This is a genomic window from Pseudomonas sp. GV105, from assembly GCF_003058185.1.
In the GTDB taxonomy this organism is placed as follows: Bacteria; Pseudomonadota; Gammaproteobacteria; order Pseudomonadales; family Pseudomonadaceae; genus Aquipseudomonas; species Aquipseudomonas veronii.
Genome location: NZ_QBUF01000010.1, coordinates 239559 through 263767, shown reverse-complemented (window position 1 = coordinate 263767; position 24209 = coordinate 239559). Strand labels below are relative to the sequence as shown.

The window sequence follows — 24209 nt, the reverse complement described above, 5'->3', positions numbered from 1 at the left end:
CAACATCGCCAACTGCTGCACTACGACGCCACCGGCCGCATCATCGCCAGCCAGGACAACCTGCGCGGCCAGCGCGAAACCTTCGCCTACGACGCCGCCGCCAACCTGCTCGACGGCCCGCAAACCTCTGGCGGCTTGGTGCGCCATAACCGATTGCTGACCTATCAGGACAAGCGTTACCGCTACGACGGCTTTGGCCGAATGATCGAAAAACGCAGCGCCAAACGCGGCGTGCAGCGCTTTGCCTACGACGCCGAAAGCCGGCTGATTGAAGTACGCAATGAAAACGGCAGCGTGCTCAGGATGACCTATGACCCGCTGGGCCGGCGTATTGAAAAAACCGAGCATGGCCGCGACGGCTATCCGCTGGGCGAAACCCGGTTCATGTGGGATGGCCTGCGGTTGTTGCAGGAGCATAAACACAGTCAGACGAGCCTGTATGTCTATGAAGACGAAGGCTACGAACCCTTGGCCCGAGTCGACGGCATCGGCCCGCTGCAGAAAATCCGCTACTACCACAACGATCTGAACGGGTTGCCGGAGCAACTGACCGAAGCAGATGGAGAAACGGTGTGGCGCGCGACGTATCGGGTGTGGGGCAACACACTGGAGGAGGTGCGCGAGCCTTATTACATTGAAGAGCAGAATTTGCGGTTTCAGGGGCAGTATCTGGACCGGGAGACGGGGCTGCATTTCAATACGTTTAGGTTTTATGATCCGGATGTGGGGCGGTTTACTACGCCGGATCCGATTGGGTTGGACGGAGAGCTTAATCTCTACCAATACGCATCAAATCCGATTGCATGGATCGATCCATGGGGATGGAAAACTTGCGGCGCTGCAAACGGAAATTCCAGACAAAATAACAAGGTAAATCATGTATACGTCATTCGTAACAAAACGACTGGGCAGGTGTACAAATATGGTATCAGCGGTGGGAAAATTTCCAAAAATGGGAAATCTTACCGAGCGCAGTCGCAGGTACGCAGACTTAACAGGGGGAGTTCTGATAAATACGAGTCCGCCATAATCAGAAAAAATGTAACACGCACCAAGGCTCTTAAAGTTGAACAAGGTAGAGTCAATGGCTACTCAGTAGCCGCTCAGCGAGCAGGTCAAACACCTTCATTTCCAAAAGTCGGGATTAATCCTGTGGGCAACTCACTGCCAAATGCGACGAGATAGAAACTCTAATGAGCAAATATTTATCAACACTCGAAATTATTCCAACTACAGACCGCCTGCAGGCTCACAGCGTTCGAGAGGCCGCCGTACTCTATATTTATCTTCTAACGACCACTTGCAAGCTTTCTACTGGTGGAGTTGCCAAAGTGGTTCTTCAGCAAGCGCCAGAGGAAGCAGAGCTGACACTTACAAATGTTTGCACCTACTCTCATCCTTTCAAGCACTTACAGGACCTGCCGACGGAAGCTACAGACGCCGTTATTCGCCAGTGCTTTATCGACGATATCAATGAGGCGCTCCTATCATTAGCAACTCTCAAAGGTTGGGATACCGACCCAATACATAAACTTCATGCAGCGATTGTCAAACGTGGCTATCAGTTTTCCGGTACTTCAGGCCGCTCACTGAAAAACCCAGCTAAAACGCTCACGGCGTCAGCCGCCTGGCGCACGGATCGATACATTAATATCGGCGTCTTGGTGCAAGGCCCCAAAAACACACCAACCGAGTTTTTTACTGCCACACGAATTGGCATATCGCTGGGACTTTTCGAATCACTGCTAGGCGCTGTTGAATGGGTGGACGATCAAACCATTCGCCTTTTCCAAGCAAACAAGCGCGACTATTGGGAAATTGATACGATCTCTAAAGAGGTGAAATTCCACTTCCCCAGAGCTGAGTCCGGTGATGCCCATGGAGAGTTTGATCTGGGTAAAATGTACGTTGATGGATGGATAGTCGAACAGAATTTTGAACAAGCCCGGCAGTGGTTGGAGCGCTCTGCTGCTCAAGGTTTCTCTCGAGCAGTCAAACTTTTGCAGCGCATGAATGACGGCGACACAAACCTCGCGGATCCGGTGATGAACAGCAAAAAATGATTCCGGGGTATATTCCTCTTGCATCCCGATTACTGGCTGCTCCTCATACACTCTGCGACCTGACAGAGCAATATTGTTACGACTAACCGCGCGTGTACCTGCGCTCACGCCACCGTTGCCTACACCGGCACAAAAGCAGTTCGAGCATGCCGCCGCCAACCTGCTCGACGGCCCGCAACCCGGCGCCGGGCTGGTGGTGCATAACAAACTGCTGACCTACCAGGACAAGCGTTACCGCTACGACGCCTTTGGCCGCATGATCGAAAAACGCAGCGCCAAACGCGGCGTGCAGCGCTTTGCCTACGACGCCGAAAGCCGGCTGATTGAAGTACGCAATGAAAACGGCAGCGTGCTCAGGATGACCTATGACCCGCTGGGCCGGCGCATTGAAAAAACCGAGCATGGCCGCGACGGCTATCCGCTGGGCGAGACCCGGTTCATGTGGGATGGCCTGCGGTTGTTGCAGGAGCATATGGACCGGGAGACGGGGCTGCATTTCAATACGTTTAGGTTTTATGATCCGGATGTGGGGCGGTTTACTACGCCGGATCCGATTGGGTTGACGGGGGGAATCAACCTCTACAAATACGCACAAAATCCCATCTCTTGGATTGACCCATGGGGACTTCTTAATCTCAACACCAACGGCGCTGCAGGTAATTTCGGTGTGTACGAAATTCGAATAGACGGTGAGCTGTACAAGTACGGCAAGGCCGATATGAACCGTGTAACAGAATCCAGCGGCAACCCGACCAGACTTCACCAACAAGTAGAAAAATTAGAACGGCTGAATCCTGGTAAAACGATTAAGGGTACCGTTCTAGAAAGCGGCATAAGCACGACCCAGGCGGCCAAGACCATCGAAACTGCCAAATTGGATGCACATTACAAAAAACTGGCGGACTGATTCCTGAAGGAAACAAAAAGAGCTATAAAGGCCCTAAATCGCTATGTGGCAAATAAGAGAGGATAAATAATGCGCAACCCATACCCTATCGCCATAAGCGGACTTTTCCCAGATCCCGCTGCTGTTTTTTATGTATCGCACCATGTTAGCCGAATTATTCGAGAACAACTCGAACGCCAGATAATAAACACCGAAGTGTTCGATAAAAAATATGGTGACAATTATTGGCTGAGCCTGAGGGACTCAAGCGTGTCTGGGCTACTGGACCTAAATGTTACAGGCCCTGAGGTATCTAAGAGAAATAAAGCAGTGAGCTACTCCTTGAGAATGCCCAGCCAACCTATCAACAAAGACCCTACAGGCTATGAAAAATACCTTGAGTACCACGAAAAAGGTGTAAAAGAGGTCTTTGATGCATTAAAAATCCAGATGTCGGAGCCAATCGATAGCATTTATAACGCTATACGTAAGGAAGTGCGAAAATTGCCTCCGGACAAACTTAAGAATCCGGAATAAACATCGACGAACTTCAACTATATCACATGAGGCAAACTTATTTAAAATCACAGATCAAATAAATACCCCGTTTAATAAACCCAGGACTAACAGCAAGGTTCTATATTGATATATGGCAGGAACCCATCCTATTGGCTCAATTAAAATCGCACGTCGCCAGATCTACGATGAGACTTTTGAATTGGAGGCGCAGCAGCGGAAATTTTCCGTTTGTTGCCAAAGACAGCCACGGCAAACCACATATATTTGAAGTGAAGCGCGGTGCTGGGAAGTTGACCCCAGACACAGGGCCTGGCAGGTAACATATCAGATATTGGGTAACACGCTAGATAGAGGTGCGCGAGCCTTATTACATTGAAGAGCAGAATTTGCGGTTTCAGGGGCAGTATCTGGACCGGGAGACGGGGCTGCATTTCAATACGTTTAGGTTTTATGATCCGGATGTGGGGTGGTTTACTACGCCGGATCCGATTGGGTTGGAAGGTGGCCTCAATCTTTACCAATACGCGCCAAACCCAATTGGATGGGCCGATCCATGGGGCTGGGCGTATGCAGGGGTGGACTTTACTGGCAGCAGTGACCTGTATCCGATAAAAGGCTCACACAGAAATATCGTGACGATCAAGATGCAAGGCTCTAGATCGCGCGACTTTACTCAAGCCTACAAAAAAGCAGGTATTCCTAGAAGCGCCAAGAAACACTATACCTGGCACCAGGTTGATGACTTCGACGCAAAATCCGGCAATACAACAATGCAGCTTGTCAGAAAATCTGCCCATGAGGCTACGTACCCACATGGCGGTTCAGTTGCACAGTATGAAAAACACTTCAAAGTTAAAGGGCGGACTTGCCTAAACAAATCCGCCACTCTCCACTCTTGAATCAAGATTCTATCAAAACTACGTTACATCCGATTCTACAAGCGTTATCAATCTTTTAATCATTCTGTTCATGTGCCTGTGGCGCAGCTCAATCGCATCCATACGAGACTTGTCAGTCGGTGCATCCGACGACTTCGGCGCTTCATACGGTTTATAAACAAGGTCGTATCGTGTACCCAGGTCTTGCAACTGGGCTTCTATGCCATCCATGGTTTTTTCTTGATTGGTCAAGCGCCCGGCTGTGTCTTTTGGTGCATCCGATTTTTTACTAACCGCATTAGCCTCAGATCCTTCGTTAATGGAAAGGATCTGGTTGACCATCAACTCTGTTTTTATTTCACTGTCTTCGAGGCGCGCGTCTATTTTTTGCTTTTCTGTTGCTGCCGGGTCTACGGTCGTGGTCGTGCCGTCCGCGTTCTTTTTTGCCGCGCCTGGCATTGCAGCTTGCGCTTCGATTCTATCGATGATGGCTTTGGAAGCCAAATGTTCCCCCACATTCAAGGGGATATTCACCAGTGAATTTACCCCCCCACTGATAAGTGAGTTGCGCGCGCTGGACGCCAGTTCAGAAGAGAGCGGCGAGAACCCATTTTTATCGTGTAGATCGTTAATATTTTGCGTGGTCTTTAAAGAATCCTTAATACCAGGTGACGCGGCTTTGGGGTTTGGCAGAGGATGGGAGCCTCCTTGTTTATTTGACCGAGGATTGGAGCCCCCTGATCCATTTGCCTGAGGATTCGGACCTCCTTGCCCATTTGGCAGAGGATTCGAACCTGGATTCGAACCTGGATTCGATCCTGGATTCGAACCTGGATTCGATCCTGGATTCGAACCTGGATTCGATCCTGGATTCGATCCTGGATTCGATCCTGGATTCGAACCTGGATTCGATCCTGGATTCGATCCTGGATTCGATCCTGGATTCGAACCTGGATTCGATCCACTTCCGGAACCTCCATGTCCACTTGACCCTCCCCCCCTGCGTCCTCCGCCAGCCTTAGTAGCGCCACTTAACTCAGAAGCACCTATTTTCTCATTACTCGCCGTGGGATATTCAATACCCCCTCCGTTACCCGCATTCGAACCATATACAATCTTCGAGGAGTCAGCCGTTTGCTGCCCATTACCCGACGTCAACGGAACTGAGTTTCCTGGCACAGTTGGCTGAGGTGATGGAGTAATTGGAGGAATATAAGTTAGATCAGTGAGTTTCATTGAGACACCTCTTTAAAATAGTCTTGAGCGCGTCCCTGCAATCTCGACTAATAGGTGGCGCCTCGTACCCATTAAGTTCCAGTGCGTAAGTAATCGTCCTTTACAAACAATAAAAAACTCTGCCCCGCTAATATTAATAACTGTATAAGCCGTGAGCCCCCTCCTTGCGCCTCGATTGCTTTTCCACACGCACAAAAAATGGGCACCCGACCCAGTCGGCGTGCCCACTTTTTCTACCTCCCCGCCCCCTTCGAGACGATACCGCTATTACGGGTTGACGCTGTCTTTGAGCGACTTGCCCGGCTTGAACGCAACGGTATTGCTGGCCTTGATTTTCACAGGCTCACCGGTTTGCGGGTTTTTGCCGGTGCGGGCGCCGCGGTGGCGTTGCAGGAAGGTGCCGAAGCCAACCAGGGTGACGCTGTCCTTGCGGTGCAGGGCGCCGGTGATTTCTTCGAGAACGGCGTTGAGGACGCGATTCGCCTGTTCTTTGGTGAGGTCCGCTTTTTCAGCGATGGCGGCTGCGAGTTCTGGTTTACGCATAAGTGAAGCCTCTTTGACGGTTTTTTGTTGTTATGTCCGTGCTGCTCTCTAATGGAGCAGCGCCCAAGGCGCCGCAGGCTCTACTCTGCGGCAGACGGGAGTGAGGATGGCATGCCCTCGGACGCCGCGCCAGTCTCGTGGCGACCTTTCTAGGGTGAAAAATAGGGTTATTCCGACAGAACGACCGGTATTTACGCCAGCAGCGGCGGAAGTTCTTTGTTCAACGCCAGTTTTTCCATCACGGCGCTGCCGGTCAGCGCGTAGCCCAGCAGGCGGCCGCTGGCATCGCGGCACAGGGCCTTGATGTCGGCGCCCTGCCCTTCGACGCTCCATACGCCTTCGGTGCCCCGTGGCGGTGGCGAAACCACCAGCGGGCAGACCGGGGTTTTCACGGTGACCGGCATCGGCCCGTAGCTGACGGCCGTGGCGTTGCCCGCCAGCGTCTGGGCCAAGGCGCGGGCGCAGCTCATCAGCGGCATGACGTACAGCAGGTTCAGGCCATCGACCTCGGCGCAGTCGCCCAGGGCATAGATGTTGGCGTGGGAGGTCTTGAGGTGGCGGTCGACCACGATCCCACGGTTGACCTGCAAGCCGGCAGCCGCGGCCAGGTCGACACGCGGGCGCAGGCCGATGGCCGAGACCACCAGGTCGCACTGGATCACTTCACCGTCCGACAGGTGCGCTTCCAGACCTTCGGCGCTGCGTTGCAGGCGGTTGAGCACCGGGCCCAGGTGGAAGCGCGCCCCAAGGCCTTCCAGCCCGGCTTGTACCGCTGCGGCCGCCGCTGGGTGCAGCAGGGTCGGCATGACTTGCTCGCACGGTGCCACCAGGTCGATTTCGTAGCCGCCGAGGATCAGGTCGTTGGCGAATTCGCAGCCGATCAGGCCGGCGCCAAGCAGCAGCACGCGGCGTTTACCGACGGCTGCCGCGCGAAAGCGGGCGTAGTCTTCAAGATCGTTGATCGGGAAAATCAGCTCCGCGGCGTCGCCTTCGACCGGCACGCGCACGGTTTCCGCGCCCCAGGCCAGGACCAGGTCACGGTAAGTCACCGCTTCTTCGCCGATCCACAAGCGCTTGTGGCCCGGGTCAATACCGGTGATACGGGTATGAGTGCGTACCTCGGCCTTGAGTTGCTCGGCCATGGCACCGGGTTCAGCCATGCTCAGGCCATCGGCTTCCTTGTTCTTGGCAAAGCCGGTGGAGAGCATGGGCTTGGAGTAGGAGCGCCCATCATCCGCGGTGATCAGCAACAACGGGGTATCGCTGTCGAGCTTGCGAAACTCGCGGGCCACGTTGTAACCGGCGAGCCCTGTGCCGATGATCACGACAGGTGCGTTCATTCCTTTCTCCTTGTAGTACGTTTCTTAAATTCGCGATTACGCGATTTCAATCATTTCGAAATCCACTTTGCCCACGCCGCAGTCCGGGCACAGCCAGTCTTCCGGAACGTCCTGCCACAGGGTACCCGGAGCGATTCCGTCGTCCGGCCAGCCGTCTTTCTCGTCATAGATCAGGCCGCAGACTATGCATTGCCACTTCTTCATTTACTTGCTTCCTCAGGGTCCAGGCAGGTTGGCCGACGGTCGATAGATCCCGCGTTGCCGTGCGGCTCAGCGCGTTTTGTACTGATCGGGGCCTGCAGATGCAAGTACGATCGACACAAGGCACCGGTTCAGCCCGGCAAAAGAGCCGGACGCCATGGTAAGCTCGCCGCCTCTTTTGCTGCCAATATTGACGCACCGTGCCGCACTCAATCGCCCTTCCCGATGCTTGCCAATGGCTGACCCAGAGCCTTCTGAGCCCCCTGCCCGCGCCGTTGACCCTTGACTGGCTGTTCGACGAGGGCTCGCTGACGCGGCGCCTGACGGGGCTGTCCAGCGACAGTTTCAGCGTGACGCCGCTGTGCGAAGGCTGGCAGCCGTTGCGCGACGATGAGTGCGCGGCGCTTGACCTGCCCCAGGCCAGCATCGGTTGGGTGCGCGAGGTGTATTTGCGCGGGCATGACCAGCCGTGGGTGTTTGCCCGCAGCGTGGCGTCGCGCAGTGCGTTGCAAGGCGACGGGTTGCATATGGACGAGCTGGGGAGCCGCTCCCTGGGCGAGCTGCTGTTCTGCGACCGCGCCTTCACGCGCCGGGCGATCGAGGTCTGCCATTACCCGCGCCCATGGCTGCCCCCCGCGGATCAGCTCGACGGGCTGTGGGCGCGCCGCTCGCGGTTCGATCGCGGGGCGCTGAGCGTGCTGGTCGCCGAAATCTTCCTGCCGAGCCTGTGGCACGCGGTGCATGACCACCCGGAGAACCGCTGATGTATCAACGCCTGCTCAAATCCTTGAACCGTCTGAACCCCAGGGCCTGGGATTTCATTCAGTTGACGCGCATGGACAAACCCATCGGCATCTACCTGCTGCTGTGGCCGACGCTGTGGGCGCTGTGGATCGCCGGCAAGGGCTCGCCGTCCTTGATCAATATCCTGATTTTCGTGCTCGGCGTGGTGCTCACTCGCGCCGGCGGCTGCGTGATCAACGACTGGGCCGACCGCAAGGTCGACGGCCACGTGAAGCGCACCGAGCAACGCCCACTGGTCAGCGGCAAGATCAGCTCGAAAGAGGCGCTGGTGTTTTTCGCGCTGCTGATGGGCATCAGCTTCCTGCTGGTGCTGCTGACCAACGCGACGACCATCCTGCTGTCCCTCGGCGGCCTGGCGCTGGCGGCGAGCTATCCGTTCATGAAGCGCTACACCTATTACCCGCAAGTGGTGCTGGGCGCGGCGTTTTCCTGGGGCATGCCGATGGCGTTCACCGCCGAAACCGGCAACCTGCCTGCCGCCGCGTGGCTGCTGTACATCGCCAATGTGCTGTGGACGGTGGGCTACGACACCTATTACGCCATGACCGACCGCGACGACGATTTGAAGATCGGCGTGAAGTCCACCGCCATCCTGTTTGGCGACGCCGACCGGGCGATCATTCTGACCCTGCAAGGCCTGGCGCTGGCGTGCCTGTTGCTGGCCGGCGCGCGGTTCGAGCTGGGCGGCTGGTTCCACCTGGGGTTGCTGGCGGCGGCGGGCTGTTTTGCCTGGGAATTCTGGTACACCCGGGACAGGGACCGGATGAAGTGCTTCAAGGCGTTTTTGCACAACCACTGGGCCGGGTTGGCGATCTTTGTCGGGATTGTCGCGGATTACGGGTTTCGATGAGGGGCCAGGCCCCTCATCGCGAGGGCCCAACTAAGGCTTGGCGACTTTCCAGGCCCCGTCCATCTTGCCTTCACCGGTCATGTCGCCGGCCTTCTTGTCCATGACGAAGGTGTAGAGCGGCTTGCCGCTGTAGGCCCACTGACTCTTCTGGTCGTCACGGGTGATCACGGTCCATTTGCCCATGGGCTTGTCGGTGGACGCCGCCGTCAATGGCGGCCAGTTGGCGGCGCACTTATCGTTGCACATGGATTTGCCATTGGCGTCCTTGGCGAAGGTATAGAGCGTCATGCCGTTGTGATCGACCAGTATCCCGTCTTTGGTCGTCGCGGGGTCCGCCGCGAATGCCAGGGTCGGCAGCGTCAACGCCGCCGTGACCAGCAGGGCTTTCCAGGAAAAAGTACTGTAAGTCATCGGAACCTTCCTTTTGTGGTTGTCAGGATTCGGACCCAAAGCGTAGTCCACGCAGGCGGGAATTGCGCGAGCAGCTAAATTACTGTCACACGACTGCAATAATTCCGTTATCTAATGCGGCGCAAGACAGTTAAATGACAAGAGGATTTTAGGCATGGTTGGCAGGAGCATTCTGATCGTCGACGACGAAGCGCCCATTCGCGAGATGATCGCCGTCGCGTTGGAAATGGCCGGCTATGACTGCCTGGAAGCGGAGAACTCGCAGCAGGCCCATGCCATTATCGTCGACCGCAAACCGGACCTGATTCTGCTCGACTGGATGCTGCCCGGCACCTCCGGCATCGAACTGGCGCGGCGCCTCAAGCGTGACGAGCTGACCGGCGACATCCCGATCATCATGCTCACGGCCAAGGGCGAAGAAGACAACAAGATCCAGGGCCTGGAAGTCGGCGCCGATGACTACATCACCAAGCCGTTTTCCCCACGGGAACTGGTCGCACGCCTGAAAGCCGTACTGCGCCGCGCCGGCCCGACCGATGGCGAAGCACCGATCGAAGTCGGCGGCCTGTTGCTGGACCCGATCAGCCACCGCGTGACCATCGACGGCAAGCCCGCCGAGATGGGCCCGACCGAATACCGTCTGCTGCAGTTCTTCATGACCCACCAGGAACGCGCCTACACCCGCGGCCAGTTGCTGGACCAAGTGTGGGGCGGCAATGTGTATGTGGAAGAGCGCACCGTGGACGTGCATATCCGTCGCCTGCGCAAAGCCCTGGGCGATGCCTACGAGAATCTGGTACAAACCGTGCGCGGCACCGGCTATCGGTTTTCCACCAAGGGCTGAGCCAGCCGGTTTCTGAACGCAAGAGCCTGACTTAACAGCTGACAAGGACGCATGTTCAAGTGAACCAAAACTGGCATGGCACGCTGATCCGCCACCTGCTGCTGTTGATCACCGGCTGCTTGCTGGTAGGCCTGATCAGCGGCCAATACGGCTGGAGCCTGGCCGTCGGCATTGGTCTGTACCTGGGCTGGACCCTCAAGCAATTGCTGCGCCTGCATGAATGGCTGCGCCAACACAAACCCGATGAAGCGCCACCCGACGGCTACGGCCTGTGGGGCGAGGTGTTCGACAGCATCTACCACCTGCAACGCCGCGACCAACGGGTACGCGGGCGCCTGCAAGCGGTGATCGACCGGGTGCAGGAGTCCACCGCCGCGCTGAAAGACGCAGTGATCATGCTCGACAGCGACGGCAACCTCGAATGGTGGAACCGCGCCGCCGAAACCCTGCTGGGCCTCAAGACGCCCCAGGACAGCGGCCAACCGGTGACCAACCTGGTCCGCCACCCGCGCTTCAAGGAATACTTCGAGCAGGAAAACTACGAAGAAGCCCTGGAAATTCCCTCGCCCACCAACGACCGCGTACGCATCCAGCTGTACCTGACGCGCTACGGCAACAACGAACACTTGATGCTGGTGCGCGACGTAACCCGCATCCACCAGTTGGAACAGATGCGCAAGGACTTCGTCGCCAACGTCTCCCACGAGCTGCGCACCCCGTTAACGGTGATCTGCGGCTACCTGGAGACGCTGCTGGACAACGTCGACGAGATCAACCCGCGCTGGAGCCGCGCCCTGCAGCAGATGCAGCAGCAAGGCTCGCGCATGCAAACCCTGCTCAATGACCTGCTGTTGCTGGCCAAGCTGGAGGCGACCGATTACCCGTCGGATAACCACCCGGTGGCAGTGCAAAGCCTGTTGCAGACCATCAAGAACGACGCCCAGGCCCTCTCCGGCCAACGCGGGCAACAGATCACCCTGGAAGCCGACCCGTCGGTACTGCTCAAAGGCAGCGAAGGCGAATTGCGCAGCGCGTTTTCCAACCTGGTGTTCAACGCCGTGAAGTACACACCGGACAAGGGCAATATCCGCATCCGCTGGTGGGCCGACGCCCAGGGCGCGCACCTGAGCGTGCAAGACTCCGGCATCGGCATCGACGCCAAGCACCTGCCGCGCCTGACCGAGCGCTTCTACCGCGTCGACTCCAGCCGCAACTCCAACACCGGCGGCACCGGGCTGGGCCTGGCGATCGTCAAGCACGTGCTGCTGCGCCACCGCGCACGCCTGGAAATCAGCAGTGTGCTCGGCCACGGCAGCACCTTTACCTGCCATTTTCCGCCGCCCCAGGTAACCCGTTCGCGGATGGTCGTGAATGATGAATAACCCGGACACAATACAAACCTGAATGTGGGAGCAAGCCCCCTCCCACATTTGGAATTGCATTGTTCCAAAGCAGGTATTCCTGGCTCCACCAGGCAGCAACCACTAGGCAAGCGCCGCGCCAGCCGCTACATTGGCCGACTTGTGTCTGCCTTTCAGGCGCTCCTGTCACCCCTATTGAACATACGGAACCCGCAAAACCCCATCATGGACCCTTCCCCAGGTATCACCCTCGCCACACTCTTCGCCGATTTCGGCATGATTCTTTTTGCACTGATCCTGGTACTGCTCAACGCGTTCTTCGTTGCGGCGGAGTTTGCCATGGTCAAACTGCGCTCCACGCGGGTCGAGGCCATCGCCCACACCAACGGTTGGCGCGGGCAGATCCTGCGCACCGTCCACCGCCAGCTCGACGCCTACCTGTCGGCCTGCCAGCTGGGTATCACCCTCGCCTCCCTGGGCCTGGGCTGGGTCGGCGAGCCGGCGTTTGCGCATATCCTCGAGCCGCTGCTGGGCGCCGCTGGCGTCGAGTCGCCGGAAGTGATCAAAGGCGTGTCGTTCTTTTCCGCCTTCTTCCTGATTTCCTACCTGCACATCGTGGTCGGTGAACTGGCGCCCAAGTCCTGGGCCATTCGCAAGCCGGAACTGCTGTCGCTGTGGACGGCCGTGCCGCTGTACCTGTTCTACTGGGCCATGTACCCGGCAATCTACCTGCTCAACGCCAGCGCCAATGCCATCCTGCGGATCGCCGGGCAAGGCGAACCCGGCCCGCACCATGAGCACCAGTACAGCCGCGAAGAACTCAAGCTGATCCTGCACTCCAGCCGTGGCCAGGACCCCAGCGACCAAGGCATGCGCGTCTTGGCCTCGGCCGTGGAAATGGGCGAACTGGAAGTGGTCGACTGGGCCAACTCGCGGGAAGACCTGGTGACCCTGGACTTCAACGCCCCGCTCAAGGAAATCCTCGCGCTGTTCCGTCGCCACAAATTCAGCCGTTACCCGGTGTATGACGCGCAGCGCAACGAGTTTGTCGGCCTGCTGCACATCAAAGACCTGCTGCTGGAACTGGCGAACCTGGACCATCTCCCCGAGTCGTTCAACCTGGCCGAACTGACCCGCCCGCTGGAGCGCGTGTCGCGGCACATGCCGCTGTCGCAGTTGCTGGAGCAGTTCCGCAAAGGCGGCGCGCACTTCGCCCTGGTGGAAGAGGCCGACGGCAAGGTCATCGGCTACCTGACCATGGAAGACGTGCTCGAAGTGCTGGTGGGCGATATCCAGGACGAACACCGCAAGGCCGAGCGCGGCATCCTCGCCTACCAGCCGGGCAAACTGCTGGTACGCGGCGATACGCCGCTGTTCAAGGTGGAACGCCTGCTTGGCGTCGACCTCGACCACATCGAAGCGGAAACCCTGGCCGGGCTGGTCTACGACACCCTCAAGCGGGTGCCGGAAGAGGAAGAAGTTCTCGAGGTTGAAGGCCTGCGGATCATCATCAAGAAGATGAAAGGGCCGAAAATCGTGCTGGCCAAGGTCCTGCTGCTGGACTGACCGTCAATTGCCCAAGGCAAAATTGGGCAATACCCCCACGGGCTGGTTGAACTCATACGGGATCGATACCAGCCCCGCCTCGGTCCGCTGCTGCACCACAAAGTGCAGGTGCGGCCCGCTGCTGTTGCCGGTGTTGCCCGACAACCCCAGCGCACTGCCCACCGCCACTCGCTGCCCCGGCCTGACGCTGACCGACCCTTGCTTGAGGTGCAGGTACACGCCCTGGGTGCCGTCATCGTGCAGCACCCGCACGAAATTCCCTGACGCATCGTTGCCGCGCCCGGCCTGGTCATTCTCGATCTTCACCACCCTGCCGCTGCGCGCCGCAATGATCGGCGTGCCTTCGGGCATGGCAATGTCCATGGCGTAGCGGCTTTTGGCGTCGGTATGGCTGAAGCTGCCGTTGGGGCCTTGGCTCAGGCGAAACGGCCCGCCGCGCCAGGGCAAGGGATAGCGGTAAGCCTGCTGGGGATAACCGGGCCTTGGCCGGTCGAGCACCGGCCGTTGCACGCGCACGGCCCCCCGCTCCCGGATCACAAACGCCTGGGCGCCGGGGGTTTGCCGGTCGCTGAAAAACACCTCGCCATTGGCGTCGGTGGATTTGTAGAGGGTCATGGCCGGGGTCGACGTGGCGACCGTGGCCAATACGCAGAGCAGCAGTAGGCGAATGAGCATGACGCGAACCTGCCGGGGGGACTGAATGGCAGGCTAGCAAGGCTTGATGACAAGACCGTGTGAGATTTACCCGATACTGAAAACAACGAACTTCACATGTAGGAGCGGGCTTGCTCGCGATTGCGGTAGTTCAGCCAACGAAGATGTTGAATGAAAGACCATCGGGAGCACGCCCCCTTCCACAGGGGACAGGTGGCGTTCTGTGAATCAGGCACCCGGCACAAAATGCTTCTGCGCCGTACCCCGCGCGATCAGCCGCGAGATGTAGTCCAGTTTCTGCGCATCCTGGTCGATAAAGCGGAAGGTCAGTTGCAGCCAGTCGCTGTCGGGCTTGGGCTCGAAGGCGACGACGGCGTGCAGGTAGCCGTTGAGGCGTGCGACTTCGGCGTTGTCGCCTTGCTCAAGGTCGAGCACCGCGCTTTCCAGTACCTGAGGCAGGACCTCACCGCGACGGACCACCAGCAACGCTTCCTTGATGCTCAGGCCCTTGATCACGCATTGCTGGGTGCCGCTGGACAGCCGCAACTGACCCTGCCCGCGACCACTGGCGGGCGCAGCGGCGGCAGCCGCCTTCACGGGCGGGCTGTTGAGCAGGCCTTTGCTCGGTGCAGCCGCCGCGACAGGAGCGACCTTGACCGCTTCGGGCTTGCCACCGGTCAGGGCGCTCAGGGAGTCGTTGCCGAACGCTGAGTTCATCTTGGTCGGTGCGCTGGCGACCAGGGCGTCGAGGCGCCCGACCTTGTGCAGAGCGTGCTTGACCTTGGTCAACAGCTGTTCGTTGGTGAACGGTTTGCTGACGTAGCCGGAAACCCCGGCCTGGATCGCCTGCACCACGTTCTCTTTGTCGCCGCGGCTGGTCACCATCACGAACGGCATGGCTTTGAGCTGCGGTTGCTCACGGCACCAGGTCAACAGCTCCAGGCCGGACATCTCGGGCATTTCCCAGTCGCACAACACCAGATCGAAGGTTTCGCGCATCAGGATGGCCTGGGCCTTTTTGCCGTTCACCGCATCTTCAATCTTGATCCCGGGGAAGTAATTGCGCAGGCACTTCTTCACCAGGTCGCGAATAAACGAGGCGTCATCCACCACCAATACACTGACTTTACTCATCGACCCTTTATCCTATAAAAACGCGGCACGCAGAACGCCTGACTGATGGCATTTTGCCAAAACTCTGTAGTTGTGTTGGGACTTTCTTTCACCCCACGCACAAAAAAATCAGCGCCCACAAACGAAAACGCCCGACCAAAGGCCGGGCGTTAATATCTCGGGCAACCTTACTTATCGTCAGATTCGCCCGGAACATTAGGGATTTGATCGGTAGATCCTTCAACTTCGGCTTTCATGCGCTTGAGGCCCATGTGCCGCACGTCGGTGCCACGCACCAGATAGATCACCAACTCCGAGATATTGCGCGCGTGGTCGCCGATCCGCTCCAGCGAACGCAGCACCCAGATAATGCTCAAGACCCGCGTGATAGAGCGCGGGTCTTCCATCATGTAGGTGGCCAGCTCGCGCAGGGCGGTCTTGTACTCACGGTCGATGATCTTGTCGTACTGGGCCACCGACAACGCCAGTTCGGCGTCGAAACGGGCAAACGCGTCCAGGGCATCGCGCACCATGTTGCGCACCTGGTCACCGATATGCCGCACTTCCACATAACCGCGCGGCGCTTCGCCTTCTTCGCACAGTTGGATGGCGCGGCGGGCGATCTTGGTGGATTCATCGCCGATACGCTCAAGGTCGATCACCGACTTGGAAATACTGATGATCAAGCGCAGGTCGGAAGCCGCCGGCTGGCGACGGGCGAGAATGCGCAGGCATTCTTCGTCGATATTGCGTTCCATCTGGTTGATCTGGTCATCGATCTCGCGCACTTGCTGGGCCAGGCCCGAGTCGGCCTCGATCAGCGCGGTGACCGCATCGTTGACTTGCTTCTCCACCAGCCCGCCCATCGCCAGGAGGTGGCTGCGCACTTCCTCAAGCTCGGCGTTGAACTGCGCGGAGATGTGGTGGGTAAGGCCTTCTTTGCTAATCATGTTGGCGTCCTTGGAGCGTCCGGAAAGGTGCGGAGAACCGCAGCGTCAATGCAATCTGAACCACAGCTTCCTAGCCGTAGCGACCGGTGATGTAGTCTTCGGTCTGTTTCTTCGCCGGATTGGTGAACAGGGTATCGGTATCGCCGAACTCCACCAGCTTGCCCATGTACATGAACGCGGTGTAGTCGGAAACCCGCGCCGCCTGTTGCATGTTGTGAGTCACGATAACGATGGTGAACTTGGACTTGAGCTCGTAGATCAGTTCTTCGACTTTCAACGTCGAGATCGGGTCGAGTGCCGAGCAAGGTTCATCGAGCAGCAGCACTTCCGGTTCCACGGCGATGGTACGCGCGATCACCAGGCGTTGTTGCTGGCCGCCGGACAGGCCGAGTGCGGAGTCGTGCAGGCGGTCCTTGACCTCGTCCCACAGCGCGGCGCCTTTAAGCGCCCATTCGACCGCTTCGTCGAGGATGCGCTTCTTGTTGATGCCCTGGATGCGCAAGCCGTAGACCACGTTTTCGTAGATGGTCTTGGGGAACGGGTTGGGCTTCTGGAACACCATGCCCACCCGGCGACGCAGCTCGGCCACGTCTTCACCCTTGCGGTAGATGTTGCTGCCGTAGAGGTTGATCGCACCGTCCACGCGGCAACCGTCGACCAGGTCGTTCATGCGGTTGAAGGTGCGCAGCAGCGTGGACTTGCCGCAGCCCGACGGGCCGATGAAGGCGGTCACGCGCTGCTTGGGGATGTTCATGCTGACGTCGAACAGCGCCTGTTTGTCGCCGTAGTACAGGCTCAGGCCCGGCACTTCGATGGCCACGGTTTCCTGGGCCAGGCTCAGGCTCTGCTTGTCACGACCCAGGGCAGACATGTTGATGCCATGGGAATGGGTTTCTTGTTGCATGGGATGCTCCCTGTGCTACCAATTCGTGTTGTTGAACCGCCGGGGACGGTTTACTCAAATTCTGCGTATATCGTGGTCTAGTGTGGGAGGGGGCTTGCCCCCGATAGCAGTGTGTCAGCCAGCATATGTGTTTCTGATACGCCGCTATCGGGGGCAAGCCCCCTCCCACATTTAGTCCGCGTTTACTTCAATTAACTGTCCAGCGCCTTGTACTTCTCGCGCAGGTGGTTACGGATCCACACCGCCGACAAGTTGAGCGTGGCGATCACCAGCACCAGCAACAGCGCGGTGGCATATACCAGCGGCCTTGCGGCCTCGACGTTGGGGCTCTGGAAGCCGACGTCATAAATATGGAAGCCCAGGTGCATGATCTTCTGGTCAAGGTGCAAGTAAGGGTAGTTGCCGTCCAGCGGCAGCGACGGGGCCAGCTTGACCACGCCCACCAGCATCAGCGGCGCTACTTCACCGGCGGCACGCGCCACGGCGAGGATCATGCCGGTCATCATCGCCGGGCTGGCCATCGGCAGCACGATCTTCCACAGCGTTTCCGCCTTGGTCGCGCCGAGTGCCAGCGAGCCTTCGCGCACAGTGCGAGGAATCCGCGCCAGGCCTTCCTCGGTAGCCACGATCACCACCGGCACCGCCAGCAGCGCCAGGGTCAGCGACGCCCACAACAGGCCCGGCGTACCGAAGGTCGGGGCCGGCAGGGCTTCGGCGAAGAACAGGCGGTCAACCGAGCCACCCAATACATACACGAAGAAGCCCAGGCCGAACACGCCGTAAACGATGGCCGGTACGCCCGCCAGGTTGTTCACGGCAATGCGGATGATCCGCGTCAGGGCGTTCTGCTTGGCGTATTCACGCAGGTACACCGCCGCCAGCACGCCGAACGGGGTCACGATCATCGCCATGATCAGGGTCATCATCACGGTGCCGAAGATGGCCGGGAAGATCCCGCCTTCGGTGTTGGCTTCCCGTGGGTCGTCGCTGAGGAATTCCCAGACCTTACTGAAGTAGAAGCCGATCTTGGTCATCGTGCCCATGGCGTTCGGCTGATAGGCGTGGACCACTTTGCCGATGCCGATTTCGACTTCCTTGCCGTTCGCATCGCGGGCAGTCAAGGCGTCGCGGTTGAATTGGGCGTGCAGGTCGGCCAGGCGCGCTTCGATGTCCTGGTAACGGGCATTCAGTTCGGCGCGGCCCGAGTCCATGTCGGCCTGGGCGGCGGCGTCGAGCTTGCCTTCCAGTTCCAGCTTGCGACCGTGCAGACGGATACGTTCAAGACCGGCGTTGATCGCGCCGATGTCGGACTTCTCAAGGGTCTTGAGCTGGGTCGCCAGCTTGTTCACGCGGTCGACCCGAGCCTGCAGCTCCGGCCACGCGGCCTGGCCTTCGGCGATGACCTTGCCATCCTGCTTGACGTTGACCAGGGTGCCGTAGAAGTTGCCCCACTCACGGCGCTCGATGGTCATCAATTCCAGCGGTTTGGTCTGGTTCTTCAGCCATTCGCCGACGATCCATGTGAAGTCGTTGCCGTTCAGATCGCGGTTACCGACTTTGATCAACTCGCGGGTCATGAATTCCGGGCCCACGTCGGGCACGGGCAGGCCAGCGCTTTTCAGGCGCTCGCGCGGCACTTCTTCTTTCTGTACCACTTCGCCGATGACGATATGGTTTTCTTGGCCCGGGACATCGTAGTTGGCCTGGATCAGGTCAGCCGGCCAGAAGTGGCCCAAACCACGCACCGCAATCACAGCCAGCAAACCAAGGGTCATGATGACCGCGATGGACACCGCGCCACCGCTGATCCAGACGCCGGGGGCGCCGCTCTTGAACCATCCATTCAGGGAGTTCTGTTTCACAGACTTCTACCTTTCTTAAAGCGACGAGTATTTCTTGCGCAGACGCTGACGAATCAGCTCGGCGAGGGTGTTCATGATGAAGGTGAACAACAGCAGCACCAGCGCCGAGAGGAACAGCACGCGGTAGTGACTGCCGCCCACTTCCGACTCGGGCATTTCCACCGCGACGTTGGCCGCCAGGGTGCGCAGGCCTTCGAACAGGTTCATCTCCATCACCGGGGTGTTACCGGTGGCCATCAGCACGATCATGGTCTCGCCCACGGCGCGCCCCATGCCGATCATCAGCGCCGAGAAAATCCCCGGGCTGGCGGTCAGGATGACCACGCGGGTCATGGTCTGCCACGGCGTGGCGCCCAGGGCCAAAGAGCCCAGGGTCAGGCCGCGCGGCACGCTGAACACGGCGTCTTCGGCGATGGAGTAGATGTTCGGGATCACCGCGAACCCCATCGCCAGGCCGACGACCAGGGCGTTGCGCTGGTCATAGGTGATGCCCAGGTCATGGGAGATCCACATCCGCATGTCGCCGCCGAAGAACCAGGTTTCCAGGTACGGGCTCATGTACAGCGAGAGCCAGCCCACAAACAGGATCACCGGGATCAGGATCGCGCTTTCCCAGCCATCGGGAACCCGCAGGCGAATGGACTCAGGCAGGCGGCTGAAGATAAAACCGGCCACCAGGATGCCAATCGGCACCAGCATCAACAGGCTGAAAATCCCCGGTAGATGCCCTTCGACATACGGCGCGAGGAACAGGCCGGCGAAGAAGCCGAGGATCACCGTCGGCATCGCTTCCATCAGCTCGATCACCGGCTTGACCTTGCGGCGCAGGCCCGGCGCCATGAAGTACGCAGTGTAGATCGCTGCGGCAACAGCCAGCGGCGCGGCCAGCAACATGGCGTAGAACGCGGCCTTCAGCGTACCGAAGGTCAGCGGCGCGAGGCTCATCTTGGGTTCGAAATCGGTGTTGGCGGCGGTCGATTGCCAGACGTATTTAGGCTCGTCGTAGTTTTCGTACCAGACCTTGCTCCACAGCGCGCTCCACGACACTTCCGGGTGCGGGTTGTCCAGCAGCAACGGTTGCAGCTTGCCGCCGGCTTCGACGATCACACGGTTGGCCCGTGGCGACAGGCCGAACACGCCCTGGCCATCGACCACCGGGTCCACCAGCAGGGTGCGGTGGGCGGTGCTGTGGAACACGCCGAACTTGCCGGAAGCGTCGAGGGCGGTGAAGCCTTTGCGACGTTCTTCGGCGGTGATTTCAACGATGGGCGCAGTGCCCATCTCGAAGGTGCGGATCTGCTTCAGGCGCTGTTCGCCATCCGGGTCACGGGCCATGAACCACTGGGCCAGGCCGCCCTTGGAGTTACCGACGATCAGCGAGATACCACCCACCAGTTGGGTGCTGGCGGTGATTTCGGCGTCGCCGTCTTCCAGCAGTTTATAGCGACCGTTGAGGCTCTTGTCGCGCAGGCTGAACACATCGGCCAGGGCACGGCCGTTGATCACGTACAGCCATTGCTGGCGTGGGTCGATGAAGATCGCCTTCACCGGCTCGGTCATCTGCGGCAGCTCGATACGCTTCTGCTCGCTGGTGACTTCGCCGGTCATCATGTTTTCTTCACGGCTCAGGGACAGCACGTTCAAGTGCGAACCGGCCGAACCGGCCACCACCAACGAGGTGTCGGTGACGTTCAGCGCGACATGTTCCAGCGGGCGACCGGCGTCATCCAGCACGATCGGCGTTTCGCCGTAAGGGTATTCGATGGCCGGGCTGATGGTCTTCTTGCCGTCCGGGTAGGACACCTTGTAGGTGTGGCGGAACACCAGGGACTGGCCATTGGACAAACCGAGGATCACCAGCGGGCTGCCCGGCTGGTCTTTACCAATCGACACGACGCTGACGCCGGCCGCCAGCGGCAGGTCGATGCGCTTGAGTTCGGCGCCGGTGCTCACGTCGAAGAACAGCGCCTGGCCTTTGTCGGAAACCCGCATGGCGACTTGGTTCTGTTCTTCCAGCGAGATCATCAACGGCTTGCCCGCGTCTTGTATCCACGCCGGTGTCAGCGCGGCTTCCTTGGTCAACGAGGCGCCCTGGAACAAGGGCGCGACCACGTAGGCCAGGAAGAAGAAGATCAGAGTGATAGCGCCGAGGACGGCGAGGCCGCCGATCAGCACGTACCAACGGGTCAGGCGATCCTTGAGCGCGCGAATGCGGCGCTTGCGTTGCAACTCAGGCGTATTGAAGTCAATACGCTTGGGGGGAGAAGTCGTCGTCATAGTGGAATTGGCCAGATCATTCATGCGCACACCCTAGCGGTCCTGTATGACAGAAAGATGACAATGCAGTGACGCAAGAAATCCGCCGCATGGCAGAGCCGGCAGCGGACTAAAAATTAGGAGTTTCTGTAGGAGCGAGCTTGCTCGCGAAGAGCGTTAACGATAACGCGCTGCTTCTGAATAAACGCAGTGCTCTATCATCTTTCGCGAGCAAGCCCGCTCCTACAGAACGGCCGGTTTTACCCGGCCCAGCAACTTAGTTGCCTTCTTTCAGACCCAGGTCAGCCAGTGCCTTGGCGGCAACTTTGGCTGGCAGTGGGATGTAGCCGTCCTTGACCACAACTTCCTGGCCCTGCTTGGACAGAACCAGCTTCACGAACTCGGCTTCCAGCGGCGCCAGCGGCTTGTTCGGGGCTTTGTTGACGTAAACGTAGAGGAAACGCGACAGCGGGTATTTGCCGTTCAGGGCGTTTTCTTCGCTGTCTTCGATGAAGTCAGTGCTGCCTTTCTTGGCCAGGGCCACGGTCTTCACGCTGGCGGTCTTGTAGCCGATGCCCGAGTAACCGATGCCGTTCAGCGAGGAGCTGATCGACTGCACGACCGAAGCCGAGCCTGGTTGTTCGTTCACGTTAGGCTTGTAGTCGCCTTTGCACAGGGCTTCTTCTTTGAAGTAGCCGTAGGTGCCGGATACCGAGTTACGACCGAACAGTTGCACTGGCTTGTTGGCCAGGTCGCCGGTCACACCCAGGTCGCCCCAGGTTTTGACGTCGGCTTTGGCACCGCACAGGCGAGTCGAGGAGAAGATCGCGTCGACTTGTTCCATGGTCAGGTGCTTGATCGGGTTGTCCTTGTGCACGAACACGGCCAGGGCATCCACGGCAACCGGGATAGCGGTTGGCTTGTAGCCGTACTTCTGCTCGAAGGCCGCCAGTTCGGTGTCCTTCATCTTGCGGCTCATCGGGCCCAGGTTGGAGGTGCCTTCAGTCAGCGCAGGTGGCGCAGTGGCAGAACCAGCAGCTTGAATCTGGATGTTGACGTTCGGGTATTCCTTTTTGTAACCCTCGGCCCACAGGGTCATCAGGTTAGCCAGGGTATCGGAACCGACGCTGGACAAGTTGCCCGACACACCAGTGGTCTTCACGTAAGCCGGAATAGCCGGGTCAACACCAGCGGCCACCGCGTGGGCAGTCGCAACGCCAGCAGCGACAAAAGTCATTGCCGCCATCAAACGCTTCAGTTTCATGCCTTACTCCTAGCAGATAGGGATAGTTGGATCGGGGCCAAGTATTGATAGGCCGTGTGAACACTCTATGTCTGGAATATGACAATTAGATGAAAGGCCAGTATTGGGGGAAAAAGCGGCCAGAAGCGGCAAGTGCCGAAAAAACGGGGGTGGCGAGGACGTCGAGGCGGTTGAAACGATGATTCGGAAACACTCTGTAATTTATGATCGCTCCTACGCAACTGCGTAGGAACGATCTTCAGATAGCTGATTACCTGCCGCGCTTCCACAGATACCCACCCACCCCCATCCCCATCACGCACAGGACGGCAACGTAGTAGGCCGGGCCCATCGGGCTTTCTTTCATCAGCAGCGACACCGCCAACGGCGTCAGCCCGCCGAACACGGCGTAGGCCACGTTGTAGGAGAACGACAACCCGCTGAAGCGCACCACCGGTGGGAAGGCTTTCACCATCACGTAGGGCACCACGCCGATGGTGCCGACAAACAGGCCGGTCAGGGCGTACAGCGGGAACAGCCAGTCAGGGTGGTCCAGCAGGCTGTGATACAGCGTCCAGGAGGTCGCCAGCAACAGTGCGCAACCGACCACCAGTATGCGGCCGGCACCGAAGCGGTCGGCCAGGGCGCCGGAGGCAATGCAGCCCAGGCTCAGGGTCACGATGGCCAGGCTGTTGGCTTGCAGCGCAACGGTCGGGCTGAAGTGGTAGAGGGTCTGCAGCACGGTCGGGGTCATCAGGATGACGACTACCACGCCGGCCGACAGCAGCCAGGTCAGCAGCATCGACAGCACGATGGCGCCACGGTGGTCGCGCAGCACCGCGCGCAGCGGCAGTTCGGCGGCCAGAGCCTTGCGTTGCTGCATCTCGGCGAAGATCGGCGTTTCATGCAGCCAGCGGCGCAAGTACACCGACAGCAAGCCGAACACACCGCCGAGCAGGAACGGGATACGCCAGGCGTAATCGGAGACCTGCTCCGGGCTGTAGAGCGTGTTGATGGCGGTGGCCACCAGCGAACCCAACAGGATGCCGGCGGTGAGGCCGCTGGTCAGGGTGCCGCAGGCGTAGCCGATGTGGCGTGGCGGCACGTGTTCGGAGACGAACACCCAGGCGCCCGGGACTTCGCCGCCGATCGCCGCGCCCTGGATCACGCGCATCAACAGCAACAGGATCGGCGCCCACAGGCCGATCTGCGCGTAGGTCGGCAGCAGGCCCATGATCAGGGTCGGCACGGCCATCATGAAGATGCTCAGGGTGAACATTTTCTTGCGCCCCAGCAGGTCACCGAAGTGCGCCATGATGATGCCGCCCAGGGGCCGCGCCAGGTAACCGGCGGCGAAGATGCCGAAGGTCTGCATCATGCGCAGCCACTCGGGCATGTCGGCGGGGAAGAACAGTTTTCCGACCACGGTGGCGAAAAACACGAAGATGATGAAGTCGTAGAACTCCAGCGCCCCGCCCAAGGCAGACAGCGACAGGGTTTTGTAGTCGTTGCGGGTCAGCGGGCGCGACGGTTGCGCACTGCTTGCGGGCACGGAGGACATGGCAAGGCTTCTCTTATAGTAATCAGCGTAATAAAGACGGCACGCCCTGGACTTGCGGCGGTCTGGCAAGATAGCAAATCGCCGGAAAAAGCACAGCGTCGAACGGTTGATAGCGCAGCGCGGTGAACTATTCACGGCGCAGGGAGTCGGTCAACCAGGGCAGG

At 59.0% G+C, this 24209-nt stretch carries 23 protein-coding genes and 2 pseudogenes; 12 read left to right on the top strand and 13 right to left on the bottom strand.

The features are described from left to right. The 6 genes and pseudogenes from C8K66_RS20970 to C8K66_RS31710 form a co-directional block, all read left to right on the top strand. Positions 1–1185: RHS repeat-associated core domain-containing protein (locus C8K66_RS20970; RefSeq protein WP_146181399.1), on the top strand; the 1185-nt coding region annotated here is incomplete at its 5' end. An 8-nt stretch (positions 1186–1193) separates the two neighbouring features. Next, the gene (locus C8K66_RS20965; RefSeq protein WP_108525835.1) at positions 1194–2063 is read left to right on the top strand and encodes a tetratricopeptide repeat protein; all 870 of its coding nucleotides are present in this window, start codon (positions 1194–1196) and stop codon (positions 2061–2063) included. Positions 2064–2211: 148 nt separating this feature from the next. Further along, a pseudogene (locus tag C8K66_RS31720) lies at positions 2212–2970 on the top strand (RHS repeat domain-containing protein); the annotation flags it as partial. A 69-nt stretch (positions 2971–3039) separates the two neighbouring features. Beyond that, entirely contained in the window at positions 3040–3486 is a 447-nt protein-coding gene (locus C8K66_RS20955; protein WP_057005220.1) for a hypothetical protein, read from the top strand. Positions 3487–3769: 283 nt separating this feature from the next. Then, positions 3770–4043, top strand: a pseudogene (locus tag C8K66_RS31715) (RHS repeat-associated core domain-containing protein); the annotation flags it as partial. Positions 4044–4112: 69 nt separating this feature from the next. Further along, entirely contained in the window at positions 4113–4367 is a 255-nt protein-coding gene (locus C8K66_RS31710; protein WP_371928155.1) for an HNH endonuclease, read from the top strand. Positions 4368–4385: 18 nt separating this feature from the next. On the opposite strand, the gene C8K66_RS20945 is transcribed toward C8K66_RS31710, so the two are convergent. Beyond that, positions 4386–4880, bottom strand: coding sequence for a type III secretion effector protein (locus C8K66_RS20945; RefSeq protein WP_256591006.1), 495 nt, complete (start codon positions 4878–4880; stop codon positions 4386–4388). A gap of 242 nt (positions 4881–5122) precedes the next feature. On the opposite strand from C8K66_RS20945, the gene C8K66_RS30905 reads away from it, so the two are divergent. Further along, positions 5123–5368 carry a hypothetical protein gene (locus C8K66_RS30905; RefSeq protein ID WP_158276052.1) on the top strand — a complete coding sequence of 82 codons (246 nt, stop codon included), beginning with the start codon at positions 5123–5125 and terminating at the stop codon, positions 5366–5368. Positions 5369–5849: 481 nt separating this feature from the next. On the opposite strand, the gene C8K66_RS20940 is transcribed toward C8K66_RS30905, so the two are convergent. From C8K66_RS20940 to C8K66_RS20930, 3 genes are all read right to left on the bottom strand, one after another. After that, positions 5850–6125 (bottom strand): HU family DNA-binding protein, encoded by a 276-nt coding sequence (locus C8K66_RS20940; protein WP_003213368.1) that lies wholly within the window; start codon positions 6123–6125, stop codon positions 5850–5852. 191 nt (positions 6126–6316) lie between these two features. Next, positions 6317–7465: an NAD(P)/FAD-dependent oxidoreductase gene (locus tag C8K66_RS20935; RefSeq protein ID WP_017849991.1), complete on the bottom strand. Its 1149-nt coding sequence runs from the start codon at positions 7463–7465 to the stop codon at positions 6317–6319. 36 nt (positions 7466–7501) lie between these two features. Further along, a complete protein-coding gene (locus C8K66_RS20930) occupies positions 7502–7669 on the bottom strand; it encodes a rubredoxin (protein WP_079444948.1) in 168 nt (55 codons plus the stop codon). Between the two features lie 197 nt (positions 7670–7866). On the opposite strand from C8K66_RS20930, the gene C8K66_RS20925 reads away from it, so the two are divergent. Both C8K66_RS20925 and ubiA read left to right on the top strand, forming a co-directional pair. After that, positions 7867–8430 (top strand): chorismate lyase, encoded by a 564-nt coding sequence (locus C8K66_RS20925; protein WP_108525831.1) that lies wholly within the window; start codon positions 7867–7869, stop codon positions 8428–8430. Further along, complete coding sequence (ubiA, locus tag C8K66_RS20920) at positions 8430–9320, top strand: 4-hydroxybenzoate octaprenyltransferase (protein ID WP_046485965.1); 891 nt, start codon at positions 8430–8432, stop codon at positions 9318–9320. Before C8K66_RS20925 ends, ubiA begins: the two co-directional genes overlap by 1 nt. Before the next feature lie 30 nt (positions 9321–9350). On the opposite strand, the gene C8K66_RS20915 is transcribed toward ubiA, so the two are convergent. After that, complete coding sequence (locus tag C8K66_RS20915) at positions 9351–9731, bottom strand: hypothetical protein (RefSeq protein ID WP_046381623.1); 381 nt, start codon at positions 9729–9731, stop codon at positions 9351–9353. A 154-nt stretch (positions 9732–9885) separates the two neighbouring features. On the opposite strand from C8K66_RS20915, the gene phoB reads away from it, so the two are divergent. From phoB to C8K66_RS20900, 3 genes are all read left to right on the top strand, one after another. Further along, positions 9886–10575, top strand: a complete 690-nt coding sequence (gene phoB / locus C8K66_RS20910; RefSeq protein ID WP_003176964.1) for a phosphate regulon transcriptional regulator PhoB — start codon at positions 9886–9888, stop codon at positions 10573–10575. Positions 10576–10634: 59 nt separating this feature from the next. Beyond that, the gene (gene phoR / locus C8K66_RS20905; RefSeq protein ID WP_017849996.1) at positions 10635–11957 is read left to right on the top strand and encodes a phosphate regulon sensor histidine kinase PhoR; all 1323 of its coding nucleotides are present in this window, start codon (positions 10635–10637) and stop codon (positions 11955–11957) included. A gap of 204 nt (positions 11958–12161) precedes the next feature. After that, a complete protein-coding gene (locus C8K66_RS20900) occupies positions 12162–13502 on the top strand; it encodes a hemolysin family protein (RefSeq protein ID WP_046381622.1) in 1341 nt (446 codons plus the stop codon). 3 nt (positions 13503–13505) lie between these two features. On the opposite strand, the gene C8K66_RS20895 is transcribed toward C8K66_RS20900, so the two are convergent. The 8 genes from C8K66_RS20895 to C8K66_RS20860 form a co-directional block, all read right to left on the bottom strand. After that, entirely contained in the window at positions 13506–14177 is a 672-nt protein-coding gene (locus tag C8K66_RS20895; protein WP_017849998.1) for a M23 family metallopeptidase, read from the bottom strand. 207 nt (positions 14178–14384) lie between these two features. Next, on the bottom strand, positions 14385–15290 hold the full coding sequence (locus C8K66_RS20890) for a response regulator (protein WP_046381620.1): 906 nt from the start codon (positions 15288–15290) through the stop codon (positions 14385–14387). Positions 15291–15457: 167 nt separating this feature from the next. After that, on the bottom strand, positions 15458–16219 hold the full coding sequence (gene phoU, locus C8K66_RS20885) for a phosphate signaling complex protein PhoU (RefSeq protein WP_017850000.1): 762 nt from the start codon (positions 16217–16219) through the stop codon (positions 15458–15460). Between the two features lie 70 nt (positions 16220–16289). Then, a complete protein-coding gene (gene pstB / locus C8K66_RS20880; protein ID WP_017850001.1) occupies positions 16290–17123 on the bottom strand; it encodes a phosphate ABC transporter ATP-binding protein PstB in 834 nt (277 codons plus the stop codon). A gap of 191 nt (positions 17124–17314) precedes the next feature. Continuing rightward, positions 17315–18985, bottom strand: a complete 1671-nt coding sequence (gene pstA / locus C8K66_RS20875; protein ID WP_108525829.1) for a phosphate ABC transporter permease PstA — start codon at positions 18983–18985, stop codon at positions 17315–17317. Between the two features lie 15 nt (positions 18986–19000). Next, positions 19001–21034: an ABC transporter permease subunit gene (locus C8K66_RS20870; protein WP_169850591.1), complete on the bottom strand. Its 2034-nt coding sequence runs from the start codon at positions 21032–21034 to the stop codon at positions 19001–19003. A gap of 484 nt (positions 21035–21518) precedes the next feature. Beyond that, entirely contained in the window at positions 21519–22505 is a 987-nt protein-coding gene (locus tag C8K66_RS20865) for a phosphate ABC transporter substrate-binding protein PstS (RefSeq protein WP_108525827.1), read from the bottom strand. 250 nt (positions 22506–22755) lie between these two features. Continuing rightward, positions 22756–24045: an MFS transporter gene (locus C8K66_RS20860; protein ID WP_017850005.1), complete on the bottom strand. Its 1290-nt coding sequence runs from the start codon at positions 24043–24045 to the stop codon at positions 22756–22758. Between the last annotated feature and the right edge of the window lie 164 nt (positions 24046–24209).

Bases quoted from the DNA above. Each gene is read 5' to 3' on its own strand.
- C8K66_RS20860 (WP_017850005.1), bottom strand. From the start codon at position 24,045: ATGTCCTCCGTGCCCGCAAGCAGTGCGCAACCGTCGCGCCCGCTGACC.
- C8K66_RS20915 (WP_046381623.1), bottom strand. From the start codon at position 9,731: ATGACTTACAGTACTTTTTCCTGGAAAGCCCTGCTGGTCACGGCGGCG.
- C8K66_RS20930 (WP_079444948.1), bottom strand. From the start codon at position 7,669: ATGAAGAAGTGGCAATGCATAGTCTGCGGCCTGATCTATGACGAGAAA.
- pstB (WP_017850001.1), bottom strand. From the start codon at position 17,123: ATGCAACAAGAAACCCATTCCCATGGCATCAACATGTCTGCCCTGGGT.
- C8K66_RS20965 (WP_108525835.1), top strand. From the start codon at position 1,194: ATGAGCAAATATTTATCAACACTCGAAATTATTCCAACTACAGACCGC.
- C8K66_RS20865 (WP_108525827.1), bottom strand. From the start codon at position 22,505: ATGAAACTGAAGCGTTTGATGGCGGCAATGACTTTTGTCGCTGCTGGC.
- C8K66_RS20890 (WP_046381620.1), bottom strand. From the start codon at position 15,290: ATGAGTAAAGTCAGTGTATTGGTGGTGGATGACGCCTCGTTTATTCGC.
- C8K66_RS20900 (WP_046381622.1), top strand. From the start codon at position 12,162: ATGGACCCTTCCCCAGGTATCACCCTCGCCACACTCTTCGCCGATTTC.
- C8K66_RS20935 (WP_017849991.1), bottom strand. From the start codon at position 7,465: ATGAACGCACCTGTCGTGATCATCGGCACAGGGCTCGCCGGTTACAAC.
- phoB (WP_003176964.1), top strand. From the start codon at position 9,886: ATGGTTGGCAGGAGCATTCTGATCGTCGACGACGAAGCGCCCATTCGC.
- C8K66_RS20955 (WP_057005220.1), top strand. From the start codon at position 3,040: ATGCGCAACCCATACCCTATCGCCATAAGCGGACTTTTCCCAGATCCC.
- C8K66_RS20940 (WP_003213368.1), bottom strand. From the start codon at position 6,125: ATGCGTAAACCAGAACTCGCAGCCGCCATCGCTGAAAAAGCGGACCTC.
- C8K66_RS31710 (WP_371928155.1), top strand. From the start codon at position 4,113: ATGCAAGGCTCTAGATCGCGCGACTTTACTCAAGCCTACAAAAAAGCA.
- ubiA (WP_046485965.1), top strand. From the start codon at position 8,430: ATGTATCAACGCCTGCTCAAATCCTTGAACCGTCTGAACCCCAGGGCC.
- phoU (WP_017850000.1), bottom strand. From the start codon at position 16,219: ATGATTAGCAAAGAAGGCCTTACCCACCACATCTCCGCGCAGTTCAAC.
- C8K66_RS20895 (WP_017849998.1), bottom strand. From the start codon at position 14,177: ATGCTCATTCGCCTACTGCTGCTCTGCGTATTGGCCACGGTCGCCACG.